Origin of the sequence: Actinomyces glycerinitolerans (assembly GCF_900098745.1) — a bacterium.
Taxonomy (GTDB): domain Bacteria; phylum Actinomycetota; class Actinomycetes; order Actinomycetales; family Actinomycetaceae; genus Actinomyces; species Actinomyces glycerinitolerans.
Genome location: NZ_FQTT01000010.1, coordinates 87,258 through 112,045, shown reverse-complemented (window position 1 = coordinate 112,045; position 24,788 = coordinate 87,258). Strand labels below are relative to the sequence as shown.

The following is a 24,788-nucleotide window of genomic DNA, read 5'->3' as shown; positions in this document are numbered from 1 at the left end:
GTCACCTTGAGCTCTCCCGCCTGGCACGGTGTCGAGGCTGCCCGCCATGAGGCCATGCGCAACGGCGACCACGTGGAGTACGAGGTCGAGACGCAGGTCGGCACCATCGTCTGTCTGGAGTCCGACCCGGACGTCAGCGCCGTGCACGCCGAGGGCGACGCCGTGCGCGTCAGCTTCGCCCCCTCCCGCGCCTGGGTGCTGCCCGACGACGGCGAGTGAGCCAGCCGAGGTAAGCAGCTCTTCCGGTTTGGGGTGTGGTGCCTTGGTGGTGCGGGCCTTCGCGGCGCCGCAGCCTTGGGGGCGCTGGGACTGTGGGGCCGCAGGGCGCGTTGGGTACGCCCCTTCGGTGTCTACTACGCCGGTTAGACCTGTGCTGAAGGCTCCGCAGCCCTTCAGCAAACACCTAACCGGCGTAATAGAGGTCGAACCGGCGTAGTAGACGGCCCCGTAGGCGACCTCAGCCCCGGGCACCAAGACGCCGCCGGCGCCGCGTCGCGGCCCAAGGGTGTTGCCGAACCGAATAGCCCCCTTGCGGCTCGGCACTCTCCGGGGAGGCCAGGCCCCCGGCACCGATCCCCTATGCCGGCTCAGTCTGAATGCGATCCGGACACAGACCCCGCCACCCACGCTCTGGCGGACACGCCAGCACCCCCCCCACAAACCGGAAAAGCCAGGAAATTCCAGCGACCTGCGCAGCTCCGATCGCACAGCCACCACTCGTCACCATCCCGTAATCTACGGGTGTGACAAACACACCCAACAGGCAAGACACCGTCGGCCCCTTCGCGGGCCGCCACCTTCACGACCTGCACGAAGCGCTGCGCAGCGCCCTGCTTTGGGCAGGCCTGGCCTGCATGGTCGGATCCGCGCTCAGCCCGTGGTATCTGCGGATCCCCACCGGATATAGAAGGGGCGAGGTGGATACGTTAGGCCTGATGGGGATGCTCTTCGGCCCGGAAACCCTGGGACCGGCGAAATTGCATGCGGCCGTAGGGGTCGTTCTGGCCATCACGCTGTGGTTGTGCGCCCTGGGACGGGTGGGCGCTAACAGTGACCGGGTAGATGCCGGGATGTCCCTATTGACCGCGCTGACAGCCCTCGCACTGATCGCGTCCCACGCGGCTCTCACCAATAGTGTCGGTGCCACACCCGGAGCGGGATTACCGCTGATGCTCCTCTCGGTGGCTTTCAGCGGGACTTGCGCCGTGAAGCTGCGCCGCTAGCGCTCAGCCGCGCCGCTCCTGCGCGGCCGCATACAGGGCGTCCGGGTCGGCGAGCCCGTGCGGATAGGGCGTGTCCGGGACGATGGCACCGTCGGCATTGAGATCGAAGTACACGCAACTGCCGGTGGAATCCGGGTCGTCCGTCGTGTCGGCGAGCCACTTAGAAGCGCAGATGCCGACCAGCTCCAGCCCGGGCGTTCCCTCAGCCGCGGCCAACACCGCCGCCGCCTGCTCCTCAACCGTCGGCCCGCCCGGTTGGTCCTCCAGCCGCCTTGCGGTCAGGCTGACAACCGAATCGGCGGGCCGAACGCTTGCGGAATCGCCCTGGGAGTCCAGCCAGACCAGACCGTCGTCATTCGCCGGAAGCGCCTCCATGACGGGGCCCAGGACCTCTGTGGGCACGGTCTTGTCCGAGTCGGCCCTGACCTCCACCTGCCAGCCGCTCACACGTACATCATCCGTGGCCGTCGCCCTTGTTCCGGCGTCGGCGGGGGCGCGCGCAACCAGGCCCGTCGGGACCGCGTCGGCGTCGGCGCGCGTGACCCGCAGGGAGTCGGGGCGGGCGACGATCTCCTCCACGCCCGGGCCCGCCAAGTCGTAGGCGTACTCCAGCGGGGCGCAGTGGGGCGCCTCCCAGTCGCGTCCCACAGACGATCGCGGCCAAAGCAACTGGTCCTCGTAGACGATGCTGGTTCCGCTCCTGGTCAGGCGCAGGCTGAGATCGCGGCGGATGTCGTCACCGGCCTCGGGGTCGAATAGCCCGTTGAGCTGATCCGCCAGTTCACAGACCTCGGCTGCGGTCGTTTCGGGCCGGATCTCCGCCTCCACCACGAGGCGCTCCGGCAGGAGCTCAGGCCACTCCGGATAGAGCTGCGTCGTCGCCGTCAGTACCGCGTCCTGGCCGCCGGCCCAGGACTCCACCTGCCGGCTCAGCCGCCTCAGCGGCGAGTTATACGAGATCACCGCCAGAGTTACCGCCGTAGCCACCACCAGGCAGCAGATGGCGGCCACCCACCGGCGCCAACCTCCCGGCAGGTGCCGCACGCGCCCCCATGGCCGGGAACCGGCGTCGACCACGGGCTGCTCGCGCATCTCATCCCCCACCCGGGGCGCCTCGCCGGTACCCGCGGAGGCCGGAGAGCACCCAGATCTCAGAAATCCCAGTTATGTACACAGCCGCACCATTCCAACGAAAACTCTGACCGACGCTAGTGACGTGTAGCAGACGTGGAACTACCACCCCGAAACAAACTCACCGCACCACCTCCTGACACGAGTTTAGCCACCTTGGCTCAACCCTGTTCGACGACGGAAGGGGTGTCCCCATGATGTCCCGGTACTGCCCCTCGGGACGTCCCCGACGTGTCCCCATGCTGTCCCCGTGGTGCCCCTCGAGACCTCCCCGAGTTCGTGCTGAGTCGAGTAGGCCCGTGTGGCGAAGAAGGCGTGCGGTCCGCCCCATTGACTGGCCACCCATGGTTGTGCATCATGAGTATGCTGATCATGTGCAGCTGCGAGTGACCTCAGAGGCTCTCCGCTTCGATCAGAGTGCCGTTCGGGGCCGCACACGTACGACTCGGCTAAGGAGGTGCGCAGATGGCTACTACACCACTGATCTGGCAGGCGGCGCAGCAGACTGCCGACAAAGTTCGGGAACTTCACGCTCGCCCCGATGGGCAGGTTGATCTTGAGGCTCTATGCGAGTCATTGGAAATTCGTGTGACCCACACCGACGCTCTCCCCGCAGGAACGTCCGGGATGCTCATCAAAAAGAGCGATGACGAGCGTCCACGTATCTACATTAACTCCACCGAGTCAGCCGTGCGCCAGAGGTTTACTTTGGCTCATGAGATTGGGCACTACATGGAGCGCATTACAATCGTAAAGGATAACGACTTCTCATTTCGCGATGAGCGGGGCACTAAGTACGACCTGCACGAGTTCTATGCGGACCAGTTCGCTGGCGCACTTCTTATGCCTCTAAAGCTAATCCTCAGAGCTTTCCCGGATCTTATTAACAACCACGACAGTCTCACTCTCAGCCTTGCTGCCTTCGATGTCGCAGACATGTTCAACGTCTCCTACTCGGCAGCCGCACATAGGCTGGGCCGCTTGGTTAAGCAGGGCGAACTTCAGGCTGCTGCGGCATGAGTTCGCGCGATTCGGAGTCGAGGCCGCACAGCGCACCTGTCCCTCCAACGGCGGCGCAACCCGCATTACCCGAGGGCGAAGGGCCTGATGATGCTGTAATTGATGCCTATGAACAGCTAACTACTGGCGATATCCAGCAGGCGGATGATGTACCCACGTACGCGAGCCACGAAGAGATTGCTGAAAAAGTCGACCAGCTGGAGGTTGATCGGCGCGCGCAAGCCAACGAGTTGCGCTACGAGTTTTTTGACTTTGGTGTGAAGTCTGCATATGTCTGCGTCCTCACTTCGGCGGGCGTGTCCACGTGGATGGCTGCAACTGACAAAATGACCGATACGATTGCTGTCGCATTCATTACTGGCCTGGCTGTAGAAGTCCTGGGCATTACCGCGATCATCGCCAAGTACCTGTTTCCCGATAAACAGAAGGAAGACGCTGAGCGGGATGGGACTAGCGCCAAGCGTCGATACGGCGGTTTGCTGAGAGGTGAATAAGCACGTTTCTCCTAACCTGTTCCCCCGGGGCAGGGGCGGGGTGCGCTCGCGGTCAAGGGGAGGAGTGCGGGAGCACGGCTTACTGAGAACGATTCTCGAATGCGTGGAGGATTTGCGTTTCGATCCGGCCAAGGCCTGCGAATGCTCGGGCGAGGCTCGCCTGGGGGGGCCGCGGGCGGCCTGGAACGCGCCAACCGTGTAGCCTGGGGGCGGGGTGGTGTCGGGCTGCTGGCGGGGCGTTTGACGAGCCCTGGGGCGGTACTCCGGCGGGGTGGCCGGCGGATAGCGGGGTTAAGAAACTGTGGCTACCCTATGGGCAATCTGGGCAGTGACTGGACGATTCTAGAATGTCTGCTGTGCTGTGAGGTGACTGGGCGGTTCCAGGGAGCACGCTGGTTGTTGTGGCCTAGTTGTGGCCGGGTTAGGGTGGCCTGTGCCTGGAAGCGCACCGATCTACTCTCTCACTGGCGTTCGTTCCGTGATGTTGTCGATGTTCGGGCCGCCTGAATCCCGGGCAAAGCCGGGGCAGTGACAGTGCAATACGTGTGTGTTCGGGTAATGTTTGCTGGCTGTTTGCTGGGGGCGGGTGTTTGGTGGGTTGGCCTGGTTCACGTCGGCGGGCCGGTCGACCTCGTGGGTGACGGCGGCCGGGGGCACCGGGGTTTCCTCCCCCGGGTGTCCCCGCCCTGTGTGTTCTGGGTAGCTGGTGGCTAGTGCTGCCATGGCCAGCGGCGGCGCTTACCCCTGGTCTCCTCCTCCTGCTGCTCCTGCTGGCCGGTCTCCTGCACAGCCCCGGTGCCGGTGCCGGTGCTGGTGCCGGCCTCGGTGTCGTCCTCCTGGTCGTCCTGGCCGCCGTCGTAGGTGTCGTAGCCCAGTGCCAGCAGCACATCCCGCAGGCTCACTGCCCACGGGTCCACAGTCGCCGGGTCTTCGGCGGCCGCGTCCTTGAGCACCTGAATGGCCCGCGTGATGCGCACCTGGAAGAAGTCCCCGGTCCACTCGGCCGGCAGCGTCGCCCAGTCCAGGGTGGCTCCGGTCATGTCCTCCCAGGCCTGGGCCTCGTCCACGTCAATGCCGGTCAGGGCGGCCACGATGGTGGCGGACAGCGCCCCGAGGTGGGAGAGGCGGGCGGCTTCGCGGGCGACGGCCCCGCCCATGACGGTGCGGTCGGGCAGCGGTGCGGCGTAGACGGGTTCCTGGTAGATGGTGGAGCCTTCACGGACCTCTCGCAGCTCCACTAGCTCGCCGCGGCCGGCCTGGGCGCGTGCCTGGGGGTCCAGGAGGCGGGTGTCTAGAACCTGGTCGATGGCGCGCTGGCGGCGCTGCTCGACGGTCAGGGCGGCCTCCGCGGCAGCCTCTGCGTCGCGCTCGGCCTTCTCCTTGGCGTCGGCTTCAAGCCGCCGGCGCTTCTCCTCCGTCCAGGCCATGCGCATGGTCAGGGTGGCGTCGCTCAGCTGCCAGGCCACCCACTTCAGGTTCAGCTGCACGTTGCGGTCGTAGTCTTCCTGAAGTTGGGTTAGGGCGTCATCGATGCGTTCGGCGGCGGTCTTGCGCCAGGCGATGGGTAGCTGACTGAACTTGACGGTCTCGCGCGGGTAGTCGGGGTTGTGCCGGTTCAGGTCGGTGCGGCCGCGGCCGGTGACGGCTTCCAGGACGTTGATGTCGATGGACTCGTCCGCTAGCCGCTTGAGGATGGCCAGCCGGGCCTGGCGGCGGGCACGCTCAGCCCCGTCGGGGGCGGGTGGTGGGGCGACGTCGGGGTTGGTGACGTGTAGGCGTCCGTGCTCGACGACGCCGATGACGGTCCCGTGACTGTCGTTCATATAGGTCTCCTAAGGTGTTGGTTCTGTGTGGTGGTCAGGCGTGCGGTAGGCCGGCTGGTGGGTGATTGATGATGCGGGCGGCGACCGCCCTATAGGTCGGGTCCAGGCCCTCGTTGAGCATGACCTGCACGGTGTGGTGGATGCGCTCGCGGGCGAGGTCCCGCCACGCCGGGTCGATCCACCCCCAGCTCATCCGTGGCCCCCACCGGGTCAGTTCACCCTCCGGCGTGCCACACACCTTCTCTGCGGTGCTGGTGCGGACCTTCCCCGTGCCGGATAGCTGCCCCATGATCCGCCGGGTGTACAGGTCGGCCACTAGCTTGTCGAAGTCGCGTCGGCCGACCGCATAGATCACGGTCTTGTAGGCCACCTCGCCGCCCTCGTCCTGTAGAAGCCTGACAGCGTGGCGGACGCGGCGCACGACGGCGGCCTGCTGCCTGCCGGTCAGGCCCTCCCAGCCGGCCCCGTCGGGAAACTCGGTCTTGGGCCGGCCGGTCAGGGCGGCGACTGAGCGTGAGGTGAGCGTGCCGCGCCCGGCAATGTCTCGGATGATGTTGCGGGCGTCGAGGTCGCTGGTCTCCTTCACGTGCCCGAGGTGGCAGATGACCTGGTTGAGGGTGACCGCCCCGGCACCATCCACGCCGTGCAGGGCCAGGTGCTCCAACGCTTCGGCGATCCGGCGCTTCGCCTGCTCACGGTGCGCCGGCCACAGCGTCTGCCAGGTAAGCGCCGGGGTGGGGGTGCCGTCGTCGTCCAGGGTGTCGGCCATGGCGGTGATGATCTCGTCGGGTTCCCCGGTCAGCGCCTCCGCGACGGTCGGGGGCATTGGTTCCAGTGCGGCGGCCTCGTGCAGGAGGCGCAGGTAGTCGGCTCCGAATGGGCCGTCCGGCCCGGTCAGGCTGTACTCGTTGCTCACGGGGGCCTCGCCTTAGAGGAGTGCGGTGGTGGCGGTCATGGTGGCGGCGGTACGGGCGATACGCGCCCCACCGCGGGTGGCAGCCACAGCCACGGGATCGGCGGCGTCGTCCTCCTCCTCGTCGTCGTCGTCGGGCTGGGGAGGCAGGCCGGGGTCCGCGGGCTGCTCGATCACTTCGGTGCCGTCCTCGGCGAGGCGGATGCCTTGGGCGGCGGCGGTGCGCACCACGCGCGGAGTGGCGTCGCCGAGGAGGAGGGCGAGGTCGTCGGTGGGGCTGGTGTTGCGACCGTAGGTGGTGGACATGGTTTGCTCCTGTCTAGGAGTTGGAATTATTAACACACACAGTATACCTCGCCGTTACCTGAATCTGTACCCAATTTCGCTAACGCGGTTGGTGGGTTCGGCCTGGTATCGCGCGGGAAGAATCGAATCAAGGAGGTCCCGTGCTGGGCCGTGGCCGGTTGCGTGTTCGTGACCGGAGGCCGGGCCGGCGCTCGCGGATCGGCCCGGAGGATGAGGCCACGGTACTGAGGCTTCACAGGAGGCGATCTGGGGGCCTCGCGGCCTCGCTCATGTGCTGGCGTCCGGGGAGACGGCGATCGTGCCCCAGGCGCGCCCACAACGACGATCCGGGCATGACGAAGGCGGTCCCGCCTCATCAAGGCGGGGAGAGCGGGCGGGTAGTGCACTTTGTGTACTTTCATGGGTAAAGTCCCTCGCGTGCGCGCGCGTATAGAAGTTTGCTCCTGAAAGTACACAAAGTGCACTACCGCATGATTCCAACGTTTACGGCGTGGTGCAAGCGTAGGTACAAACTGAGGGAAGGTGAACATCAAGTGAACACGCGAGGTTGCACTTACCTAAACTGAGGGGTGTCTGCCACCGATCTCGGCAGCAGACACCCCTTAGATGTCATGACGATGCGGTTCTATCCCTCCTCGTCGGTTCGAAGTCCGAGCCCACGAAAAACGAACCCGCTTGCAGCGCGACGCTTCACGAAACCTCGTGATTCGACCTGACGAGCGAAGGCCTGCTTGCCGATCAGGTCTGCGCCGTCGACCGCTGCCCACGCCTGGAACTCACCGAACAGCTCCTGAACTCCCACGCGCGCCGCCGGGGCGACCGCGCACGCCTCGGAGATGAAACGGGCCACCGTATCCGAATCGGCCTGGTAGCGGTTGGTGGCCTCGGTGACCTTCGCCGCCGTCGGCATCCCGTTGGCGCGGTAGTCGGCCCAGCCGTCGAGCGCCCACGCCAACACGGCGTCGGCTTCCAGCTTCAGTTTCTCCCCAAGCTCGGGGTCACGCTTCGCCTCGGGAATGGTGACGTCGAAAGGAATCACGCGGATACGCCGCCACACCGCCGCATCGTCCCCGGCAACCTTCGGCAGGTGGTTGGTGACCATCAGAGCCGTGTGAGTGGGCGTGAACGTCACAGGGTTGCCGTACAGCGGGCGCGCGGTGATCGGGTCCCCACCCACTAGCTGTTTCATCATCGCAGCCGCGAGCGGCTGATCGCGTTCCGTCTCCGAGGTCACGACGAACCGCCTGCCCATCAGCCCGATCAGCTCGGGGGACGCGTTGGACGCCTTGCCGCGTGCGGACATGAACAGTGTGGATTCGGCGGCGTGCCCGTAGTCGCCGAGCGCGTTCAGGACGGCGTTGTACGCGACCCCCTTAGCGTTCGCGCCGGTACCGGTGGCGGTCAGCGCGCTGGTGGTCTTGCGCGCGGCATGTGTGTCCTTTTGTGGCGGGTCAGCGGCTGCATGCTCCGGCCCACGTCACGGGTTCGCTGTGGAACCCGTGCCACGTGATCTGGAACGTTCCCGTGGAGCCCCAGGCGCGGACGTGAACCAGTGCAATATCGAACGTGTAGGTTTCCAGGTTGGTCGCGACGTAGGACGGACGATAGGTACCGTCCCAGTCGGCATCTTCTTCCATGTTGACAGTCAATGTTTCACCCCTAGGTGGGATGATATGAAACACGCCATCAATGGCGGAGGTGTAGTAGTCAGTCGGGGCGACGCTGTAACTGACTGTGCCATCACAGCGTATCTCGTCGACCGTCATTTGTTTGGTCTGGTCAACAAGCACCCATTCACCGAAGTCGTGTGCTCCGGGCACTTTGCTGAACAGGCCTGTTGCCATGGCGATGATGATCGCCAGGACGGCAGCGGTACCGCCGATGATGACGCGGCGCACGGCCTTGGGGGTGGTGGCCCACTTGGCGCGGGCGTAGTCCCTAATGGACGGGACAGGCGCGGGCGGCGGAGGCGGAGCCGGAGCAGGAGTCGGGGCGGGCATGGGGGTGGTCATGGTAGGGACTCCTTGTATGAGTGGGGGTGGTTAGCGGATGAAGACAGTATGTGCGGGAACGTGTAGTTCCTGTTCTAAGGCGTGGGCGATCTTCCGCTCAGTCAGCATCGAGGTGTCATTATAGGTGAACAGGCTCAGCTGGCTGTGGAAGATGCGACGGACGAAGGCTGCGGTGTCCGACTCGCGCTTGACCCACACGTATGCGGGGGTGCTGGTGGCGCGCACCTCCCACTTTATGACGGCCGCCCCCTGTGTGTGGGATGCGCGGATTGCGACCACCATGGTCAGCGGAAAGTCCATGTGAGGGAACAATGCGGGTGAGATAGGCATCGGGGGCCGGGGTAGGCGGGGCTGGTGAGGATGTTGACGATCCGGTTGCAGCAATAGCCAGCCAGCTCGGCATACTGGTAGGTGAGCCCGTAGGTGTCCACCCGCTCGGCCGCCTTGGGGATGAGGTAGGCGTTCAGGACGAGGTGACCGAGACCGTGGTGGCCGTACTCCAAAGCCGGGTTGGGAAGCTCGACGGTGCGCTCGGATCGCAGGTCATGAGTGGCGAGGAGACGCACCGTCTCGTTAAGGTTGTGCATGGCCCGGTCGGGGTCCGCCATGAGGTCGTTGGCCTCGGGGGGTGAGGATGATGTGCTGCGGCCGGTCTGGGCGTGCAGCACGATGCCGTCATGGATGTCGTTGTGGCTGTTGAGGATGACGTTCCAGTCACCAAACGCGGATACGGGGCTGTCGGCCTGTACGTTGCCCAGGTGTTGCGCATGGTGTTGTGGATTGTGTCCTGGCCGTAACCCAAGGTGGGGTTGGCGCTCGCGGGTGCTGGCGATGTCAAGGTGCCCGGGGAGTGAGTGCGCAGGAGCCGATCTGGGAGCCTTGCAGCCCACCCCACGTGCTGGTGGAGGGCCGCGAAAACCCCGCCAGGCACGCCCGAGTGGCGATCCTAGGCACTCAAACGCCTGCCCTCCCGCCACCGGTACCCCTTGATCGCTTGATCAGATAAAGCTCACAGGTCTAACGGTAATCATGACGGTCGAGCGATGCCTCGAAGCAGGCTCGATCCATATTGGTGTTCCATACCCTTCGGCCACCAGTTGGACGTAGGCTGCCGCCTTTACGCTGCTCGGAGTCGAACCATGCGACAGTTTCTATCTTGGCGATAGCAGCGTTCTCTTTCCTCATGTCAACCAGTGTGTCAAGAACGGGAACGAGGTCCGTGTCCCGCGAGGCAAGGATGACGACATCGATGTCGTTGCGTTGGGCTTGGCGCATGCAGGTCAGTGCCACGAGTACATCTACGCCCTTCTCCCGTCCTGGTCCCGTCGGAATCTTGCGCCCGTGGATGTTGGTGGCCGGAGTGCCGTCTGCTTGTCGCTGGTAGTCGTACTTGAGGTCTCGCAGCTCGACGATGGCCCCTTCCTGACGCCATTGATGTGCCTGGGCTGTAGCGCGGCGGTGCTGTGCTGAGTCGTAGGCCGAGTTGGGTAAGCCGCGGAAGGCGTAGACAGCGGCGAGTTCACCAGGGGGGAACCCTGAGCGCTGTTTGTCGTTGCGGCGACGTACGGCTGTGCGGGCGAAGTTCATCGGCGAGATGAGTGCCTCCCACAGCTGGCGGTCGGGTACGAAGATGCCATGGGCTGTGAGGTGTACGTTCTGATAGTCCATGACGACGACGACACGTAGTGAGCTGTCCACCGGCCACTCCTGGGAAGAGAAAATCCCCACCAACCCAGATGTGAGCGGTGGGGAGCAATGAGGCAAGACTACTGTCGGACAGTCGGAAGTGCAACCTGTGAATCCGATCCTTCATGATGCGGCAGCCCAGGGAGAGGCGCGTGCAGGGCTAGACCCCCGTAGCAACGCGGCAGTGGCCCCGCCACCCCTACCGCGCGGGCGAGGGGCGACGGAGCCACCAGGACGAGTCAGTTGGACTAGGAGGCGCGGCCCTTCTTCCTGCGGCACTCCCGACGCCGGGCCTCACGGACACGCCGCCCGACCGCGGTCTCGGCGCAGGTCGGGTGTATCCCCTGGTCGCCGGGGTATGGGGTGCGGGGAAGGTGGCAGACCGGGCACCAGTAGCCGGTGACCTCTATCAGCCGCGCAGCGGGAATCTCGACCTCACCGGTGTCGATCTTCCACATGTTGCCGCGCTCGTCAATGATGATGCCGTTGCTCATGGCCGGTCACCTCCCGCGAGCGCGGTTCCGGTCGCCCCGCCGCACTCGGCGCACAGGTCGGGTTCGGGTGCGCCGTGGGGGCAGGTGCCGGCCTCGGCTGGTTGTGGTGGTGTCTCCTCTTCGTCGGCTGAAGGTGTCACCGAAGGTGCTGAAGGTGTCGTCTTTTCAGGACATGGCACCTTCAGCACCTTCGTGGCACCTTCGGACTCGAAGGCCCACACCCAACCCTGCCCCATGCTGGCCTTGCGGGTGGTGATCCTGGGGCTCTTGCAGCGGCGGCGGGCGTTCTTCAATGCCTGCTCACTGAACCCCGCTGCGCGTCCCGCCTTGATCACTTCCCCGGCACCGGCCTCCCCGCCCCGGGAGCCGATGAAGTCGACGATGAACGCCTCGGCCGCGCTGCGCTCGTCGGCGTCCTCCCCGTCATCCTTGGCTCGCAGCAGATCGGTCACAGAGCGCTCGGAGACGCCCTGCGGGGTGAAACGCCCGATATGGGCCTCCTCCCCGTTGGGCAGCGGAACCGTAGCCTCTTCAATGGTGTACTGCAACGAAGGCAGCGAGGCAGCGTCCCTGCCGAGGCTGTTCTTCGTCTGGGACACCACACGGCAGTCGTTGCCGTCGTCGCGGGCGAAGGCGAACACGGAGCGAGGCACGTCCGTAAACGCCTTGGACTCGGACACAGCCATGATCGGGTCTGTGTGGGCGCCCTTGTTGTGGTGCGCGATCCCCAGCACGACGCTGCCGGTCCGGTCGGCGATCCTCACCAGAGGGTCAAGCATTCTGCGCACCTCACGTGACCGTGACGCGCTCAGCCCGTCCCCCAGAAGGGACATTAGCGGGTCGACAACCACAAGCGCTACGTCGTTCGCGGCGATGGCTTCCTCCAGGGCGGTGTTGTCCCGGGGCAGGCTCATGGTGACCTCCTCCCCGAAGGCCTCCTGCACCTGCACGCGCCCAACCTTGGACAGGTCGGCACCGGCGGCCATGAGGCGGGGGACAAGGGTGTACTCCCAGGAGTCCTCAACGGCGACGTACAGCACGCGGCGCGCCTGGCCCCGGTATGCGCCGGGCAGGGTTCCGCGGGTGATCTGCGCGGCCAGCCAGATACCGAAGGATGACTTGCCGGTTCCCTCCCGCCCAGCCGCGAGGGACAGGGAGCCGACGGGTATACGCCCGTCGCCCTCGTACTCCCAGGCCCAACGGACCGCACGGGGCGTGATGGTGTCCACCCAGGTAACGCGCAACTGCCGTGCGCCGTCATCGTTGTTGAAGGGAGAGGCGTCGCTCATGCGGCGGCCCCCCTCTCCGACGCGGCTCCCAAGGTCTTGATGACCTCTGCGAGCTGTGCCCGGTCGGCGCGGATATGTGCGGCGGCGTGAGCCTCCTCATCGACGTAGCCGGCGAACGCGCCAGCCACCACCTCGGTCACCTCGGCACGGCCCTCGGCACGGCCGACCACGCGACCACCGCGGTAACCGAGTCGAGTCCCCTCCTCGAACCCGGTGGCGCGGGCCGCGGTCTCCGCGGAGGCGAGCTGGAAGTTGATCCACTCCCGCTGCTCGGGGGTGAAGTCCGGCATCGCCCCCGCCGGCGGCTCGGGCACCTCAGTGTTGTGCTCTGAGGCGACCCTGCGGGCCAGCCAGGAGTCCACCTGCTCACGGACGCGGGCGGCGTCGGCGTGCAGCGGGTAGACGGCAGCCCTCGGGTCGTAGGCACCATCGGCGTCCACGAACAGGCGGGACAGTTCCGCCTTGGTTGGGTACTTCGACGCCGGCTTCGCCGCCGGCCGCGCCGGGGCGACGAACGGATGCGGTGTCACCAGTGTGTTCATCGGGTGCTCCTTTCATCGGAGCACATGCGGACCGGAGACGCCGCAGCGGGTGACGCCGCTGACGGCGGAGACGACGGCGGGGGCGATGCCGGGAGCCTGACCGGTCCATCGCCGACGAGATCACCACCGGCGGCGGCCAGGGCGTCGAGCAGGGCTGCCCTGGCGAACCAGGCGCGCTCGCGCAGCTCGCTTGTTGGCGCGGTCATTGCCGCGCGCGCGGTCAGTTCGGCAGCGATACCCAGGTCGCTTAGGCGTTGCCGGCCCCAGCGGGCGGCGCGCTCGCGGTCCGTCTCACCGTCGATCATCGGGTAGGTGAGCTTGTCAGCCACGATGTCCCAGCAGTCGGGAGAGCTGGACGCCGAGGTTTCGCTACTGCTGGTTGCGGTAGGATTGAACCAGGCCGTCAGGAGGTTCCCCAGGACTGAAATGATGGCCTTTCCCATCTCAGCGCCCCTCCTTGGTGGAGGTGGCGTCGGCAGGGATGCCGACCCCGAGCTGTTCCAGGGTTGCCGGCAGGTCGGCCGGGACGGGGATGCCGAGTCTGTCTAGCTCGGTGATGGGGATGCGGCGGAGCCGGTTCCCGAAGCGGATGACCTTCAGGTCTCCGCGGGCGATCATGCGCTCCACGGCGTCGCGCGAGATCATGGTCAGCGCACAGAACGCTCTGACGGTGATCGCCGTTGGCGCGCTCACGCAAGTGGTCGTTATGGACAAAAGTCTGCCCTCCGAAGAGGCCGAGACCGAAGCTCAGTATCCCTGAGTCCGGTCTGCCACTCGGAGGGCGGCGTGTTGATTAACTTGCAGTACGTACATTACGCGGCCATAACGGACAGTGCAACACTAACCGCGGAATGTGAGTCATATCACGCACGCATGAGCATAAGCCGCCCGAACTGCCTGACACCCTCCTCCACCATCTCCTTCACGCCGGCAACCGAATCAGCGCCGACGCCGCCCTGCGCGACCCGCAACACCCGATCCAGCGAGTACACCACCTCAACACCCTCAACACCCGCAGCTGCCCGCACCGGCACCGAATCCCGCAGGGAGTTCACCACCAACGCCACCCTGCCATGGGAGCGCATACGCGCCAGCAGCCCAGGCCACTCACCGTCGGGCACAACGCGGTCCAGCACCACGCGCCTGTCCTGACCCAAGCCGTATGCATGGAAGCCTCCGTCAACCGGGGTGAATCCCACCAGGAACTTCGTCTCCCGCATCTCCGGGTGCATCCACACCAGCTTGCCCTCACGCACCGCCCGGGCGGTCATCGCATCTACCAGCGGCATCACGTCCGGCTGCCTCCGGCCGACTGCCTTCACCAGCGCGGACAGGGGGATCATCGGCGGCAGGCCCTTGGCGGCGGCATAGGCCAGCGCCTGGTCAAGCACTGCCACGGTCGCATGATCTGATTCAAGGGCCAGGTCAACTGACAGGCGCGAGTTCTGCCGGCGCGCGTGACGCCTGCACTGCGGGCACACGACGTTGACGCTCCCGTAGCCGTCGTACTCCCAGCCCGCAGCGTCCTTCACCGAGTCCCGCCTGCTGCCTCCACGGGCGATGGTGCGCGGGTGGCCGCTGCTCAGCGGGACCGACACCTCATACATGAGGATTGGCTTGTCGTGCCGCAGTCTGTCGGCGGCGCGAGGGGACAGCACCGCGCGCACGGGACGCCGGCAGGGACCCCAAACACCACGCGCCGGCCGAAGCCGCGCCACCGCAGCTGATCGCAACCTCGACGACCTCAGCGGCCGCATCACAGGCAGAATCGACACACGCGGCCCGGAGGTGCGCGAGCCCCGCGGGTAACTGGGGGGCTTGTCCACCGCCAGGAACTCGTACCCCCAGGCCGCTGCCGTCTCGCAAGAGCACTCCGGTCCCGCGTCGCAGCCGGGCTCGTGCACCACCATCCGCTTCAGGAACAGCAGCTCCCTGTCCCCCTCGTGCTCGGGGTCGTCGCAGTAGACGGTCAACACACGGAAGGTGGTGGTCCCGCCACCCACCGGCACCCTCTCCACCGAAACCACCACATCATCCCCGTCCCGGTCAATGACTCGGGTCGCCCGTGTTTCCCAGCGTGTCACGCCTGCCTCCTGTACTTCCTGATACTGACCACGGTGCTGTCCTGTTCACTGTCCAGCAGCGCCCGCTGCCTGGTCTTGACCGCATGCTGGTAGAGCGTCGCCATGCTCGCCGTCGTCCAGCCGTAGCGGTCCATGAGGTCGGCGGTCGTCGCTCCGAGTTCCCCGAACCTGGTTGCGCTGTAGTGGCGGAAGCCGTGCCAGCCCAGGTACTCGTCGTCACCCAGGATGATGCCCGCCTTCCGCAGCGCCACGTCTAGGGCTTTGCTGGCCGTTGACGCCATCAAGAACCTCCTTTTTTCCACAAGGGAAGGGAATATCGGTGCGTCCACCCCGCCCCCCGTGTGAGCGTCCATGTGCTCACGCAGCGCCTCGACAGTGGTGGGCCGCAGCAGGACGGTCCTCGAACGGCGTGTTTTCGTGGAGCCGAGCACCAGCGCGCCGGTCTCATCGCGCGTCAGCGAGTGGCGCACCTCCACTTCCCCAGCATCCAGGTGCACGTCACGCCGCCTCAGCGCCAGGGCCTCATTGATACGCAGACCGGCGTCGGCCAGGAGGATAACCAGCGCCTTCAACTCCGGTCGGATCGCCGCGGCGATCGCATCCACTTCAGCATCGGTCAGCAAATGCCGCCTGCCTCGCGCATGACTCGCCGTGGGGCGCTTCAGGCGACACGGGTTCTTCGCTAAGGGCGTGTCATCGGAGGCGACGGCGGCGTTCAGCATGATCCGCAACGTCAGGTAGGCGGAGGTGCGCACGCCGTCGGAGGGGAGGGCGTCGTACCAGTCGGCGATCATCTCCGGGGTGAGGTCCACGAGCCGCACGTCACCGAGCCCCCTTGTGACGTGACGCAGACGGTCCCTGTAGGTGCGGATGGTGGCGGCAGTGACATCATCAAGGCGCTTGCCCGCAAGCCACCGGTCGGCCCACACGGCAACCGTGAGCGCCTCCGCCTCGGCCTGAGCGGCCGCAGCCGCTTCCTCCTCGGCCTCGCGGGCGGCGACGGCAGCGGGGTGCTCCCAGGTGCCACGGTCCATCGCCAGTTTGACCTCGTGCAGCCACCACTCGGCGTCCTTCTTCTGGTCGTACGTGCGGGGCGCGTTGATCCACGTCCGCTTGGGTAGGGCGGTGGGGTCCTGGTAGCGGGCGCGGTAGCGGCCGGACGGCAGCTTCGTGATGTTGCCGAATGACTGGCGCTTCACCTTCGTCTTGCTCATGGCGGCCTCCTGTAGGTCTGTTACACGGCACCCGATTCCGTGTAACAAGGACAGCATACCCGAGCGGTTTTCCGCGGTCTACAGCGTCTGTACAGTTGTTCGACTAAGCCACCGTTTCAACGATTCCAGGCGCACCATCCCGCAGCAAACCCGCCACCACGACCACCCTGAACGTCAGAAATCCCAGTCCTCATCCTGGGTGGCCTCGGCGGTGCCGATGACGTAGGAGGAGCCGGAACCGGAGAAGAAGTCGTGGTTCTCGTCCGCGTTGGGCGAGAGCGCGGCGAGGATCGCCGGGTTGACGTCGGTGGTGTCGGCCGGGAACAGCGCCTCGTAGCCGAGGTTCATCAGCGCCTTGTTGGCGTTGTAACGCAGGAACTTCTTCACGTCCTCGGTCAGGCCGAGTTCGTCGTAGAGGTCCTCGGTGTACTGCTCCTCGTTGTCGTACAGCTCCATGAGCAGCTCGAAGGTGTAGTCCTTAAGCTCGGCCTGGCGCTCCGGCGAGGCCTCGCGCACCGCCAGCTGGTACTTGTAGCCGATGTAGTAGCCGTGCACGGCCTCGTCGCGGATGATCAGGCGGATCAGGTCGGCGGTGTTGGTGAGCTTGGCGTGCGCCGACCAGTACATGGGGGCGTAGAAGCCGGAGTAGAACAGGAAGGACTCCAGCATGGTGGAGGCGACCTTGCGCTTCTCCGGGTCGTCGCCGCGGTAATAGTCCAGGATGATGCGGGCCTTGCGCTGCAGGTTCTCGTTCTCCTCGCTCCAGCGGAAGGCCTCGTCGATCTCGGCGGTGGAGATCAGGGTGGAGAAGATCGAGGAGTAGGAGCGGGCGTGCACCGACTCCATGAAGGCGATGTTGGTGTACACCGCCTCCTCGTGGGGGGTGCGGGCGTCCGGGATGAGGGAGACGGCGCCGACCGTGCCCTGAATGGTGTCCAGCAGGGTCAGGCCCGTGAACACGCGGGTGGTCATGTTCTTCTCGGCGTCATTCAGCGTGGCCCAGGACTGGACGTCGTTGGACAGCGGCACCTTCTCCGGCAGCCAGAAGTTGCCGGTGAGCCGGTCCCAGACCTCCAGGTCCTTGTCGTCGATCAGTCGGTTCCAGTTGATGGCCTGGACGCGGTCGATGAGCTTGATGGGCTCAGGCATGGGGATCCTCCCGGGTGTGCTCAGTTGAGGGCCTCATGCTATCGACGACGACGCCTCCCACCCCGCCGCGAGGACGTGAGATGCCCCGCGGCCGGGGCCGCCCGGGCCGAAATGCGCAAGCGCCTCACAGACACGGTAGGTCGATGCCTTAGCCTGGTGCCTCCCGGCATGCAACGAACGGAACTGTTGATGATCGAGTCCTACCCGGTACTGTCCCTCGTCCCGCCGCTCCTGGCGATTGCGCTGGTCATTGGGACGAAGAAGGTCATCTCCTCGCTGGCCGTGGGCATCCTGGCGGCTGCCGCGCTGGTCGCCGACGGCGGTATCGTCGGGACGCTGGCGAAGGTCTGGGAGGCCTTCTCCCAGATCTTCTGGTCGGACGGCGCAGTCAACTCCTACTACGTCCTCATCCTGGCCTTCCTGCTGACCCTCGGCGTGATCACCTCCCTCGTGCTGATGTCCGGCGGCACCCAGGCCTTCGCCGAGTGGGCGATGACGCGGGTCCGCACCCGGCGCGGCGCCCAGATCCTCGCGGCGGCGCTGGGAACGGCCATCTTCGTCGACGACTACTTCAACGCCCTGGCCGTCGGGCAGGTGGCCCGTCCGGTCTCCGATCGGCAGCGAGTATCGCGGGCGAAGCTCGCCTATCTCATCGATTCCTCCTCCGCACCGGTCGCCGTCCTCGCCCCCTTCTCCAGCTGGGGTGCCTCGATCATCGGCATCATGGGGCCGATTGTGGCCGCCGTCGGCATCCAGGTCTCCGACGCCAGCGCCTTCATGCGCTCCGCGGGGATGAACTACTACGCCATCGCGGCCCTGGTCCTGTTGTGGGTAGCCGTCGTCTTCGAGATCGACTTCGGCCCGATGCGACGCGAGGAGAGCCGCGCCGTGGCCACCGGCGGCCTGTACGCGCCCGACGAGCAGATCCCGGGCCAGCTCACCGATTCTCTGCCGCGACACGAACCGGGTGCAATGCGCGCCCTCATTGTGCCCTTCGCCGTCCTGGTGGTCGGCGTCGTCGGCGGAATCCTGGGGACGGGCCACCACGCCTCCAGCTCATGGTCCCTCCTAGACATGCTCGCCAACACCGACGTCGCCCTCGCCCTCAACATCGGCGGCGTACTCGGGCTTGCAACCGCCGCCTTCTACTACTTCCACTTCACCCACGAAGACCCGATCTTCGAGGCGAAGACCGCCGCCAGGGGCGTCGTCGAGGGCGCCCGTTCGATGCTTCCCGCCATCAGGATCCTCCTGTGTGCCTGGATGCTCGGCTCGCTGATCTCCGAGCTCGGTACCGGCGCCTACCTCGGCTCGCTGGTCGAGTCGACCGCGGTGTCGGCGCGGTGGCTCATCCCGATGCTGTTCGTCGTGGCCGGGGCGATGGCCTTCGCAACCGGCACGTCCTGGGGCTCCTTCGGCATTCTGCTGCCGATCGCCGGGGAGATTATGGGGGCGGTCGCGGGCGGCGACCAGTTGCTGATCCCCGCGTTCGGGGCCGTTCTCGCGGGCGCCGTCTGGGGCGATCACTGCTCCCCGATCTCGGATACGACGATCCTGTCGAGCACGGGCGCGGGCTGCAACCACATCACGCACGTCAATACGCAGCTGCCCTACGCGGGTGTGAGTGCGGTGGCGGCGCTGCTCGGATACGTGGTCTTCTCGGCGACGGGTTCAGGGGTGCTCGGAGTTGTTGTCGCCGTCGCCGCACTGGTGGGCTTCGCCCTCGCCGTCCGCGTGTGGCTGCCGGTAATCGGCCCGGCGAGCGACGCCTCGTCCGCGCCCGCGGCCGGCGACGGGCATGAAGAGGTGCTGAACTCCCGGAGTTAGCGGGCTCAGCCCGCCCTCACCCTCTGTTACGAGCTTTTGCACCCTGGTGTGCGGGTAATTGCCGCACACCAGGGTGCAAAAGCTCGTAATGGACGAGGAAGGCGTGTGCGAGGCGCCGGGGGTGACACCGGAGCGACCCCGCGCGGCCAACCTGCACGCCCCCGCACCTGAACCGATGACGACAGCCAATCGCCACACCTCCAAATCGGAGGAGTCCATTGACTCAGCGGTACAGCGGGAGGGAGCCGGTCAGCGAGGTGACCTGCGCACGCGGGCCGATGAGCGCCACGGCCAGGTAGTCCAGGTCCGCGGAGGCTACGGCCGCGAGCGCGCGGATGTACTTGTCATAGGTGTGCGCCCCGGCCGCCGTCTTAGTGAAGCCGATGATCTCGATGGGCGGTTGCGCCTGCACGAGTTCGGCCAGGCGCTCCGCGGGGGCGACCAGCACCGGAACGGGGGTGTCGGAGATGCCGGCGTGCAGGTGGCCGTCGGCGTCGGGCACGTCGGGGCCGATGAGGTCCTGATGGCGGGCGCCGATGGTGAGCGCCAGCAGCGCGCTGGCGTTCGCTGCCCTGGCGGCGGTGGTGCCCTCGGCGATGACAATGACGATCTTGCGTTTGGTCGAGTTCTGCTGACTCACAGCGGGTCTCCTCAGCGGGATTGACGAATATTGACAGGCGGGCGGCGGTTGAGCCAGCCCGCGAAACGGTTGGATAGATCGGGAAACCAAGTCGGCCTCCGGTGGACGCCGGGGGCGGGCTCGACCCATGCAGGACATAGTAGTCACCCATTGGGTGACTATGCGAATAGGTTGCTGGGTGACTAGGCTTCGGCGGGGCGCTCCGGGGCACTCGATGCCGCCCGAGCATTTCGGGCGCGTCGTGCACCGATGGACGCCGACGCCGATGCATCGCGGTCAAACGCCACCACACGGCCACGGCGTCTCCCCTGCCCCTGTACGCAGTTGCGAATTGGAGGATGCGGATCATGGCTTCAGTAGCGGAGCAGTTGCAGGCACTGGGGATGACCGATTGGGAGTCCCGCGCCTACCTGGCGCTGTTGGAGGAGGCGCCGGCAACCGGCTACGCCATCGCCAAGCGGGCCGGTATTGCTCGCTCCAAGATCTACGAGGTGCTCGCCTCTCTGGCCGCCGACGACTACGTCCAGGTCTCGCGCGGCGAGCCGCAGCTGTACGCACCCCTGCCCCCGCGCGAACTCATCTCTCGTCTGCGCTCCCGCTTCAACGACAATCTTGATGCCGCTGAGGCCTCACTGTCCGCCTTCGCGGCCGATGCCGTCCACGATGGCGCCATCTGGGACCTTCAGGGACGTGCCGCCATTATTGAGCGGGCCAACCGACTCATCGCCGCCGCGCAGCACCGCATCCTCGCCGAGCTGTGGGCACAGGACGTACCCGCCCTGGAAGACAGCCTGCGTCGGGCCGCGGACCGCGACGTGGAGATCATCATCGTCGGTTATGGCGAGATCGAGCTCGACTGTGCAACCGTCCACCCCCACCCCGCCACGGACACCGTCACCGCCGGGCTGGGCGGCAGGTGGGTGGTCGTCTCGATCGACGACCGCGAACTCGTGGCCGGGAACGTCTCCGCCGGAGCGCACTCGCGCGCCGCCTGGACCAGCCACCCCGGCCTGGTGGTGCCCGTGACCGAGCTCGTGCGGCACGACCTGTACAAGTTGGAGATGCTGGCCCGCCACGGGGACATCCTGGAACGCAGTTTCGGCCCCAGCCTCCAGAAACTGAGGGACAAGTACGCACCCCTCAACTGATCAAGCACCGGGGCGCCAAGCGCTTGCCACCCGGGCCGACTCTGCCAGCGAGAGCGTTGCACGCAACGGCTCAGCACCTGGGAGGAAGAACCGCAGAATCATGCGGAAAACAATCGCCGGCACAAACACGTGGCCTCGCTCCAGTGTGCAGCGAGGTCCTCGTTGCACACTGGAGCCTACTCACGGTTATCCAGCAGAACACAGGAACAGCGAGATTCCAGCGAAAACTCGCCCTCCCACGGAATCGTCGCGGCGCCGTTGCGTGCAACACCGCTTCAATGCGCCACCTAGAGAGGTCCGAGTCCCGCCTGAAGAGGCGAGCCGCCCCGCTCCCGCGCCCGCCACGGTTCCCAGTTCCACCCAGTTCACCAGACGGAGCCTCACCATCCGCGACGCTGCAGCCCCCGCGAGTTCGTCGAGGCGCAGGCACCGCCGCCCTATGCCCTAATCTCAGCCCATGACCGAGACTCCCTCCGACATCCCGTCCGCGACGCCCACTGCGGCCCAGCCCGTCGGCGGCTCCGTCCGCCGTCCTACCCCCGTCGATGCCGTTGCCGAGCGCTACGTGGAGAGCCTTGCGGACCTGTCCCCCGAGTTCGCCGTGTCGGTAGGTCTGCCCGGCCGCCGCGGCGAATTGGACGGCTACTCCCCCGAGGCGCTCGACGCACTGACCGACCTGGACCGGCGCACGCTCGCCGAACTGGAGCAGGTCGCCCCGGTCGACGCGATCGACCGGGTCACCTTGGCCGCCATGCGCGAGCGGCTGGGTGTATCCATTGAGGCGGCCGAGGCCGGTGAGGCGCTGCGCCGCCTGGACAACATCGACTCTCCCATCCAGAACCTGCGGGACCTGTTCGATAACCTGCCCACCGCCACCGAGGCCGACTGGGCGGACTTCGCCGCCTGCCTGCGCGACGTGCCCCGCGCCCTGGAGGAGTACGCCGACTCGCTGCGCCTGGCCGCGAGCCGCGGCGACGTGGCCGCCCGCCGTCAGGTCGAGACCTGCATCGGCCAGTCCCGCACCCAGGCGGCGGAGTCCTCCAGCTCCTACACGGCGCTCATCGACGCCGCCACCACCGCAGACGGCACTCCCCTGCCCGAGTCGCTGCAGGAGGACCTGCGCGCGGCCTCGGCGCAGGCCCGCGTCGCCTACGGCCGCATCGCCGACTTCCTGGGCGAACAGATCGCGCCGCTCGCCGGCGAGGTGGACGGCGTGGGCCGCGAGCGCTACGCCCGCTTCAGCCGCGAGTTCCTGGGCGCCGTGGTTGATCTGGATGAGACGTACGAGTGGGGTCGCGAGCGCCTGGCCGCCATCGACGCCGAGCAGCGGGAGATTGCCGCGCGGCTGTACGGCGCGGGCGTGAGCGTACGCGAGGCGATGGACCGGCTCAATGCCGATCCGGCGCGCACCATCCACGGCACCGCCGCCCTGCAGGCATGGATGCAGCGCACCGCGGATGATGCCATCGCCGCCCTGGACGGCACCCACTTCGACATCCCCGCCCCGCTGCGCACCCTGGAGTGCCGCATCGCGCCGTCGGCCACCGGCGGCATCTACTACACGGGTCCGAGTGACGATTTCACCCGGCCGGGGCGCATGTGGTGGTCGGTGCCGGAGGGAACCGACACCTTCGCCGCCTGGCAGGAGCGCACCACCGTCTTCCACGAGGGCGTGCCCGGCCACCACCTCCAGGTCGGCATGCAGACCTATGTGCGCGACGAGCTCAACGCCTGGCGCCGCCTGGCCTGCTGGGTCAGCGGTCACGGCGAGGGCTGGGCCCTGTACGCCGAACAACTGATGGCGGACCTCGGCTTCCAGGACGACCCGGGCGACCGCATGGGCGTGCTCGACTCCCAGCGGCTGCGGGCCGCCCGCGTGGTGCTCGACATCGGCGTGCACCTGGGTAAGCGGCGCCCGCCGGAGCTGGCCGAGCTGCCCGGCGTCGGCGACGGCGTCTGGGACGCCGACTCGGCCTGGGCCTTCCTGCGCCACAACGTGGCGATGACCGAGTCCTTCCTGCGTTTCGAGCTGGACCGCTATCTGGGCTTTCCGGGGCAGGCGCCCTCCTACGCGGTCGGCCAGCGGCTGTGGGAGGCTACCCGCGATGAAGCGCTGGGTCGCGGTGAGTCCCTGAAGGACTTCCACATGCGGGCGCTGCGGCTGGGCAGCGTGGGCCTGGACGTCATGCGCGAGGCGCTGGCCGACTAGGTCGACGCGCCGCCGTGGGCCGGGACCCGGGCCTGCCGCACGCACCGTGGCGGGTCGGCTGCGCCTGGCTGCGGCCGACCCGCCAGGGGCGCGCTGCCATGGCGCGGCCTCGCCCCGGCTCACTCCCCCCAGAATCCGGCCACATCCACGGCCCCACCGGCGGCCTCGAAGTCGGCGCGCACGGCGTCGCGCAGGCCGGCGTCGTGCAACCAGTCCAGGGCGACGGCGGCCAGCCCGTATGCGCCGTCGACGGCGGCGGCGTCGCCGGTGGGTGAGCCGGCGGCCGCGGCCATCTCGCGGGTGTGCAGGGCGACGTCGTCGCGGTCGGTGACCTTGATGAGCGGGTGGATACCGGGCACGCGCAGCGACACGTTGCCGAAGTCGGTGCCCGCCGCGACGGTCTCCGACACCACCCCGGCGGGCAGCGGGTCGCGGCCGCGCTCCCGCTGGGAACGCACCCAGGCCTGCAGCAGCGGGCCGTTGGAGCGCACCGGCATCTCGTTGGTGTTGGGGTCGGTGATGATCTCCACTCCCGTGCCGGTCATGAGCGCCGCCCCGCGCAGCAGGTCCTCCACGCGCCCCACCAGGTCTTTGAGCGTCTCGGGGTACTTGGAGCGGACCATGAGGTTGAGTTCGGCACGCTCGGGAATCACGTTGGCGACCCGCCCGCCGTCGTCGACGACGGCGTGGACCCGATCCATAGGCAGGATCTGCTGGCGCAGCAGCCCCAGGCCGGTCAGCGCCAGGGTGGCGGCGTCCAGGGCGTTGCGGCCCATGAAGGGCTGGGAGGAGGCGTGGGAGGGGATGCCGGTGTACACGGCGCTCATGCGGCGCACGCCCAGCCAGGTCTGGTCGGCCAGGTCGTGGGCGTAGGAATGGGTCTGGATGGCGGCGTCGACACCGACGAGCATGCCGCGCTGGGCGAGGATCTCCTTGGCGGTGTCGGACTCCTCGGCCGGGGTGGTCTGCAGGATGACGCGGCCGGGCAGGACGCCGGGGCGACGGCGTGAGAGTTCGGCCAGGGCGAGGAAGGCGCCCACCGAGTTGGCGCACATGACGTTGTGCCCGCAGCCGTGGCCGACGCCGGGCAGGGCGTCGTACTCCGCCAGGATCGCCATGGTCGGGGCGTGGGGGTGGCTGCCGCCGGGCGGCCGCGGCGCCTCGGAGTCTCGCTGCTCCCCGTGCGCTGCGGCGTCGGCGCCGATTTCCGCGCGCAAGGCGGTGTCCATGCCGTACACGCCCAGGCTCGGGATGATGCCGTGGGCACGCAGCAGTTCGGCGACGGCGGCGACGGCGTGGTGTTCGGCGTGCCCCACCTCGGGGTGGGCGTGCAGGTCACGCGACAGGGCCACGAGCTCCGGTGCGAGGGAGTCGACGACCTCGTCCAATTCGGCGCGCAACTCGGCCGCGGCACCGACGTCCTCGGGCAGGGCGGGGGCGGGACCGGCCACGGCGGCCCGGGCGGCGGTCTCCTCGGCCATGCGTGTCTGCACGGCGGAGCAGGGCGTGGTGGGCCGACTGAGGTCGCGGACGGGGCGATTCATGGCGCTGATTGTGCCGCGGCCAGGCCGCCCCCGCTACGGC

At 67.2% G+C, this 24,788-nt stretch carries 26 protein-coding genes; 7 read left to right on the top strand and 19 right to left on the bottom strand.

The features are described 5' to 3' along the window. The first annotated feature begins 6 nt into the window (after positions 1–6). Both ACGLYG10_RS07095 and ACGLYG10_RS15875 read left to right on the top strand, forming a co-directional pair. Entirely contained in the window at positions 7–219 is a 213-nt protein-coding gene (locus ACGLYG10_RS07095) for a TOBE domain-containing protein (RefSeq protein WP_073329738.1), read from the top strand. 524 nt (positions 220–743) lie between these two features. After that, the gene (locus tag ACGLYG10_RS15875; protein ID WP_139240895.1) at positions 744–1,223 is read left to right on the top strand and encodes a hypothetical protein; all 480 of its coding nucleotides are present in this window, start codon (positions 744–746) and stop codon (positions 1,221–1,223) included. A 3-nt stretch (positions 1,224–1,226) separates the two neighbouring features. On the opposite strand, the gene ACGLYG10_RS16200 is transcribed toward ACGLYG10_RS15875, so the two are convergent. Further along, complete coding sequence (locus tag ACGLYG10_RS16200) at positions 1,227–2,315, bottom strand: hypothetical protein (RefSeq protein ID WP_170866480.1); 1,089 nt, start codon at positions 2,313–2,315, stop codon at positions 1,227–1,229. Between the two features lie 504 nt (positions 2,316–2,819). On the opposite strand from ACGLYG10_RS16200, the gene ACGLYG10_RS07080 reads away from it, so the two are divergent. Both ACGLYG10_RS07080 and ACGLYG10_RS07075 read left to right on the top strand, forming a co-directional pair. Then, positions 2,820–3,374: an ImmA/IrrE family metallo-endopeptidase gene (locus tag ACGLYG10_RS07080; RefSeq protein WP_073329730.1), complete on the top strand. Its 555-nt coding sequence runs from the start codon at positions 2,820–2,822 to the stop codon at positions 3,372–3,374. Next, a complete protein-coding gene (locus ACGLYG10_RS07075; protein ID WP_073329728.1) occupies positions 3,371–3,868 on the top strand; it encodes a hypothetical protein in 498 nt (165 codons plus the stop codon). The genes ACGLYG10_RS07080 and ACGLYG10_RS07075 overlap by 4 nt, the downstream gene beginning before the upstream one ends. A 710-nt stretch (positions 3,869–4,578) precedes the next feature. Here ACGLYG10_RS07075 and ACGLYG10_RS07070 read toward each other — a convergent pair. The 16 genes from ACGLYG10_RS07070 to nrdF all read right to left on the bottom strand — a co-directional run bounded on the left by ACGLYG10_RS07070 (position 4,579) and on the right by nrdF (position 17,380). Then, a complete protein-coding gene (locus ACGLYG10_RS07070) occupies positions 4,579–5,691 on the bottom strand; it encodes a hypothetical protein (RefSeq protein ID WP_073329726.1) in 1,113 nt (370 codons plus the stop codon). Between the two features lie 34 nt (positions 5,692–5,725). Next, positions 5,726–6,607: a hypothetical protein gene (locus ACGLYG10_RS07065; RefSeq protein ID WP_073329724.1), complete on the bottom strand. Its 882-nt coding sequence runs from the start codon at positions 6,605–6,607 to the stop codon at positions 5,726–5,728. Between the two features lie 12 nt (positions 6,608–6,619). Continuing rightward, positions 6,620–6,910, bottom strand: coding sequence for a hypothetical protein (locus ACGLYG10_RS07060; protein WP_073329721.1), 291 nt, complete (start codon positions 6,908–6,910; stop codon positions 6,620–6,622). 625 nt (positions 6,911–7,535) lie between these two features. Then, positions 7,536–8,315 (bottom strand): DNA primase family protein, encoded by a 780-nt coding sequence (locus tag ACGLYG10_RS07055; protein ID WP_083565716.1) that lies wholly within the window; start codon positions 8,313–8,315, stop codon positions 7,536–7,538. Between the two features lie 46 nt (positions 8,316–8,361). Then, the gene (locus ACGLYG10_RS07050) at positions 8,362–8,922 is read right to left on the bottom strand and encodes a hypothetical protein (protein WP_073329715.1); all 561 of its coding nucleotides are present in this window, start codon (positions 8,920–8,922) and stop codon (positions 8,362–8,364) included. 30 nt (positions 8,923–8,952) lie between these two features. Beyond that, positions 8,953–9,222 (bottom strand): hypothetical protein, encoded by a 270-nt coding sequence (locus tag ACGLYG10_RS07045; protein WP_139240893.1) that lies wholly within the window; start codon positions 9,220–9,222, stop codon positions 8,953–8,955. Continuing rightward, complete coding sequence (locus tag ACGLYG10_RS07040; RefSeq protein WP_073329709.1) at positions 9,207–9,590, bottom strand: hypothetical protein; 384 nt, start codon at positions 9,588–9,590, stop codon at positions 9,207–9,209. The genes ACGLYG10_RS07045 and ACGLYG10_RS07040 overlap by 16 nt, the downstream gene beginning before the upstream one ends. A 349-nt stretch (positions 9,591–9,939) precedes the next feature. Then, a complete protein-coding gene (locus tag ACGLYG10_RS07035; RefSeq protein ID WP_073329706.1) occupies positions 9,940–10,620 on the bottom strand; it encodes an NYN domain-containing protein in 681 nt (226 codons plus the stop codon). A 236-nt stretch (positions 10,621–10,856) separates the two neighbouring features. Then, a complete protein-coding gene (locus ACGLYG10_RS07030; RefSeq protein ID WP_073329703.1) occupies positions 10,857–11,102 on the bottom strand; it encodes a hypothetical protein in 246 nt (81 codons plus the stop codon). After that, the gene (locus tag ACGLYG10_RS07025) at positions 11,099–12,391 is read right to left on the bottom strand and encodes an AAA family ATPase (protein ID WP_073329700.1); all 1,293 of its coding nucleotides are present in this window, start codon (positions 12,389–12,391) and stop codon (positions 11,099–11,101) included. Before ACGLYG10_RS07025 ends, ACGLYG10_RS07030 begins: the two co-directional genes overlap by 4 nt. Next, a complete protein-coding gene (locus ACGLYG10_RS07020; RefSeq protein WP_073329697.1) occupies positions 12,388–12,933 on the bottom strand; it encodes a hypothetical protein in 546 nt (181 codons plus the stop codon). Before ACGLYG10_RS07020 ends, ACGLYG10_RS07025 begins: the two co-directional genes overlap by 4 nt. After that, on the bottom strand, positions 12,930–13,376 hold the full coding sequence (locus ACGLYG10_RS07015) for a hypothetical protein (protein ID WP_073329694.1): 447 nt from the start codon (positions 13,374–13,376) through the stop codon (positions 12,930–12,932). The genes ACGLYG10_RS07020 and ACGLYG10_RS07015 overlap by 4 nt, the downstream gene beginning before the upstream one ends. 1 nt (position 13,377) lies before the next feature. Continuing rightward, positions 13,378–13,626, bottom strand: coding sequence for an excisionase family DNA-binding protein (locus tag ACGLYG10_RS07010; protein ID WP_139240892.1), 249 nt, complete (start codon positions 13,624–13,626; stop codon positions 13,378–13,380). 170 nt (positions 13,627–13,796) lie between these two features. Continuing rightward, the gene (locus ACGLYG10_RS07005) at positions 13,797–14,591 is read right to left on the bottom strand and encodes a hypothetical protein (protein WP_139240891.1); all 795 of its coding nucleotides are present in this window, start codon (positions 14,589–14,591) and stop codon (positions 13,797–13,799) included. A 422-nt stretch (positions 14,592–15,013) separates the two neighbouring features. Continuing rightward, positions 15,014–16,231: a tyrosine-type recombinase/integrase gene (locus tag ACGLYG10_RS07000; protein WP_073329685.1), complete on the bottom strand. Its 1,218-nt coding sequence runs from the start codon at positions 16,229–16,231 to the stop codon at positions 15,014–15,016. Positions 16,232–16,405: 174 nt separating this feature from the next. After that, positions 16,406–17,380: a class 1b ribonucleoside-diphosphate reductase subunit beta gene (nrdF, locus tag ACGLYG10_RS06995; protein WP_073329682.1), complete on the bottom strand. Its 975-nt coding sequence runs from the start codon at positions 17,378–17,380 to the stop codon at positions 16,406–16,408. Positions 17,381–17,548: 168 nt separating this feature from the next. On the opposite strand from nrdF, the gene ACGLYG10_RS06990 reads away from it, so the two are divergent. Further along, on the top strand, positions 17,549–19,207 hold the full coding sequence (locus ACGLYG10_RS06990; RefSeq protein ID WP_244542612.1) for a Na+/H+ antiporter NhaC family protein: 1,659 nt from the start codon (positions 17,549–17,551) through the stop codon (positions 19,205–19,207). A 223-nt stretch (positions 19,208–19,430) separates the two neighbouring features. On the opposite strand, the gene ACGLYG10_RS06985 is transcribed toward ACGLYG10_RS06990, so the two are convergent. Next, complete coding sequence (locus tag ACGLYG10_RS06985) at positions 19,431–19,847, bottom strand: DUF2000 domain-containing protein (protein WP_073329676.1); 417 nt, start codon at positions 19,845–19,847, stop codon at positions 19,431–19,433. A gap of 347 nt (positions 19,848–20,194) precedes the next feature. Here ACGLYG10_RS06985 and ACGLYG10_RS06980 point away from each other — a divergent pair, with 347 nt between their 5' ends. Beyond that, positions 20,195–20,995, top strand: coding sequence for a TrmB family transcriptional regulator (locus ACGLYG10_RS06980; RefSeq protein ID WP_073329673.1), 801 nt, complete (start codon positions 20,195–20,197; stop codon positions 20,993–20,995). 457 nt (positions 20,996–21,452) lie between these two features. Further along, the gene (locus ACGLYG10_RS06975; RefSeq protein WP_073329670.1) at positions 21,453–23,204 is read left to right on the top strand and encodes a DUF885 domain-containing protein; all 1,752 of its coding nucleotides are present in this window, start codon (positions 21,453–21,455) and stop codon (positions 23,202–23,204) included. Positions 23,205–23,323: 119 nt separating this feature from the next. On the opposite strand, the gene ACGLYG10_RS06970 is transcribed toward ACGLYG10_RS06975, so the two are convergent. After that, the gene (locus ACGLYG10_RS06970; protein ID WP_073329667.1) at positions 23,324–24,748 is read right to left on the bottom strand and encodes an amidohydrolase; all 1,425 of its coding nucleotides are present in this window, start codon (positions 24,746–24,748) and stop codon (positions 23,324–23,326) included. Positions 24,749–24,788: the final 40 nt, after the last annotated feature.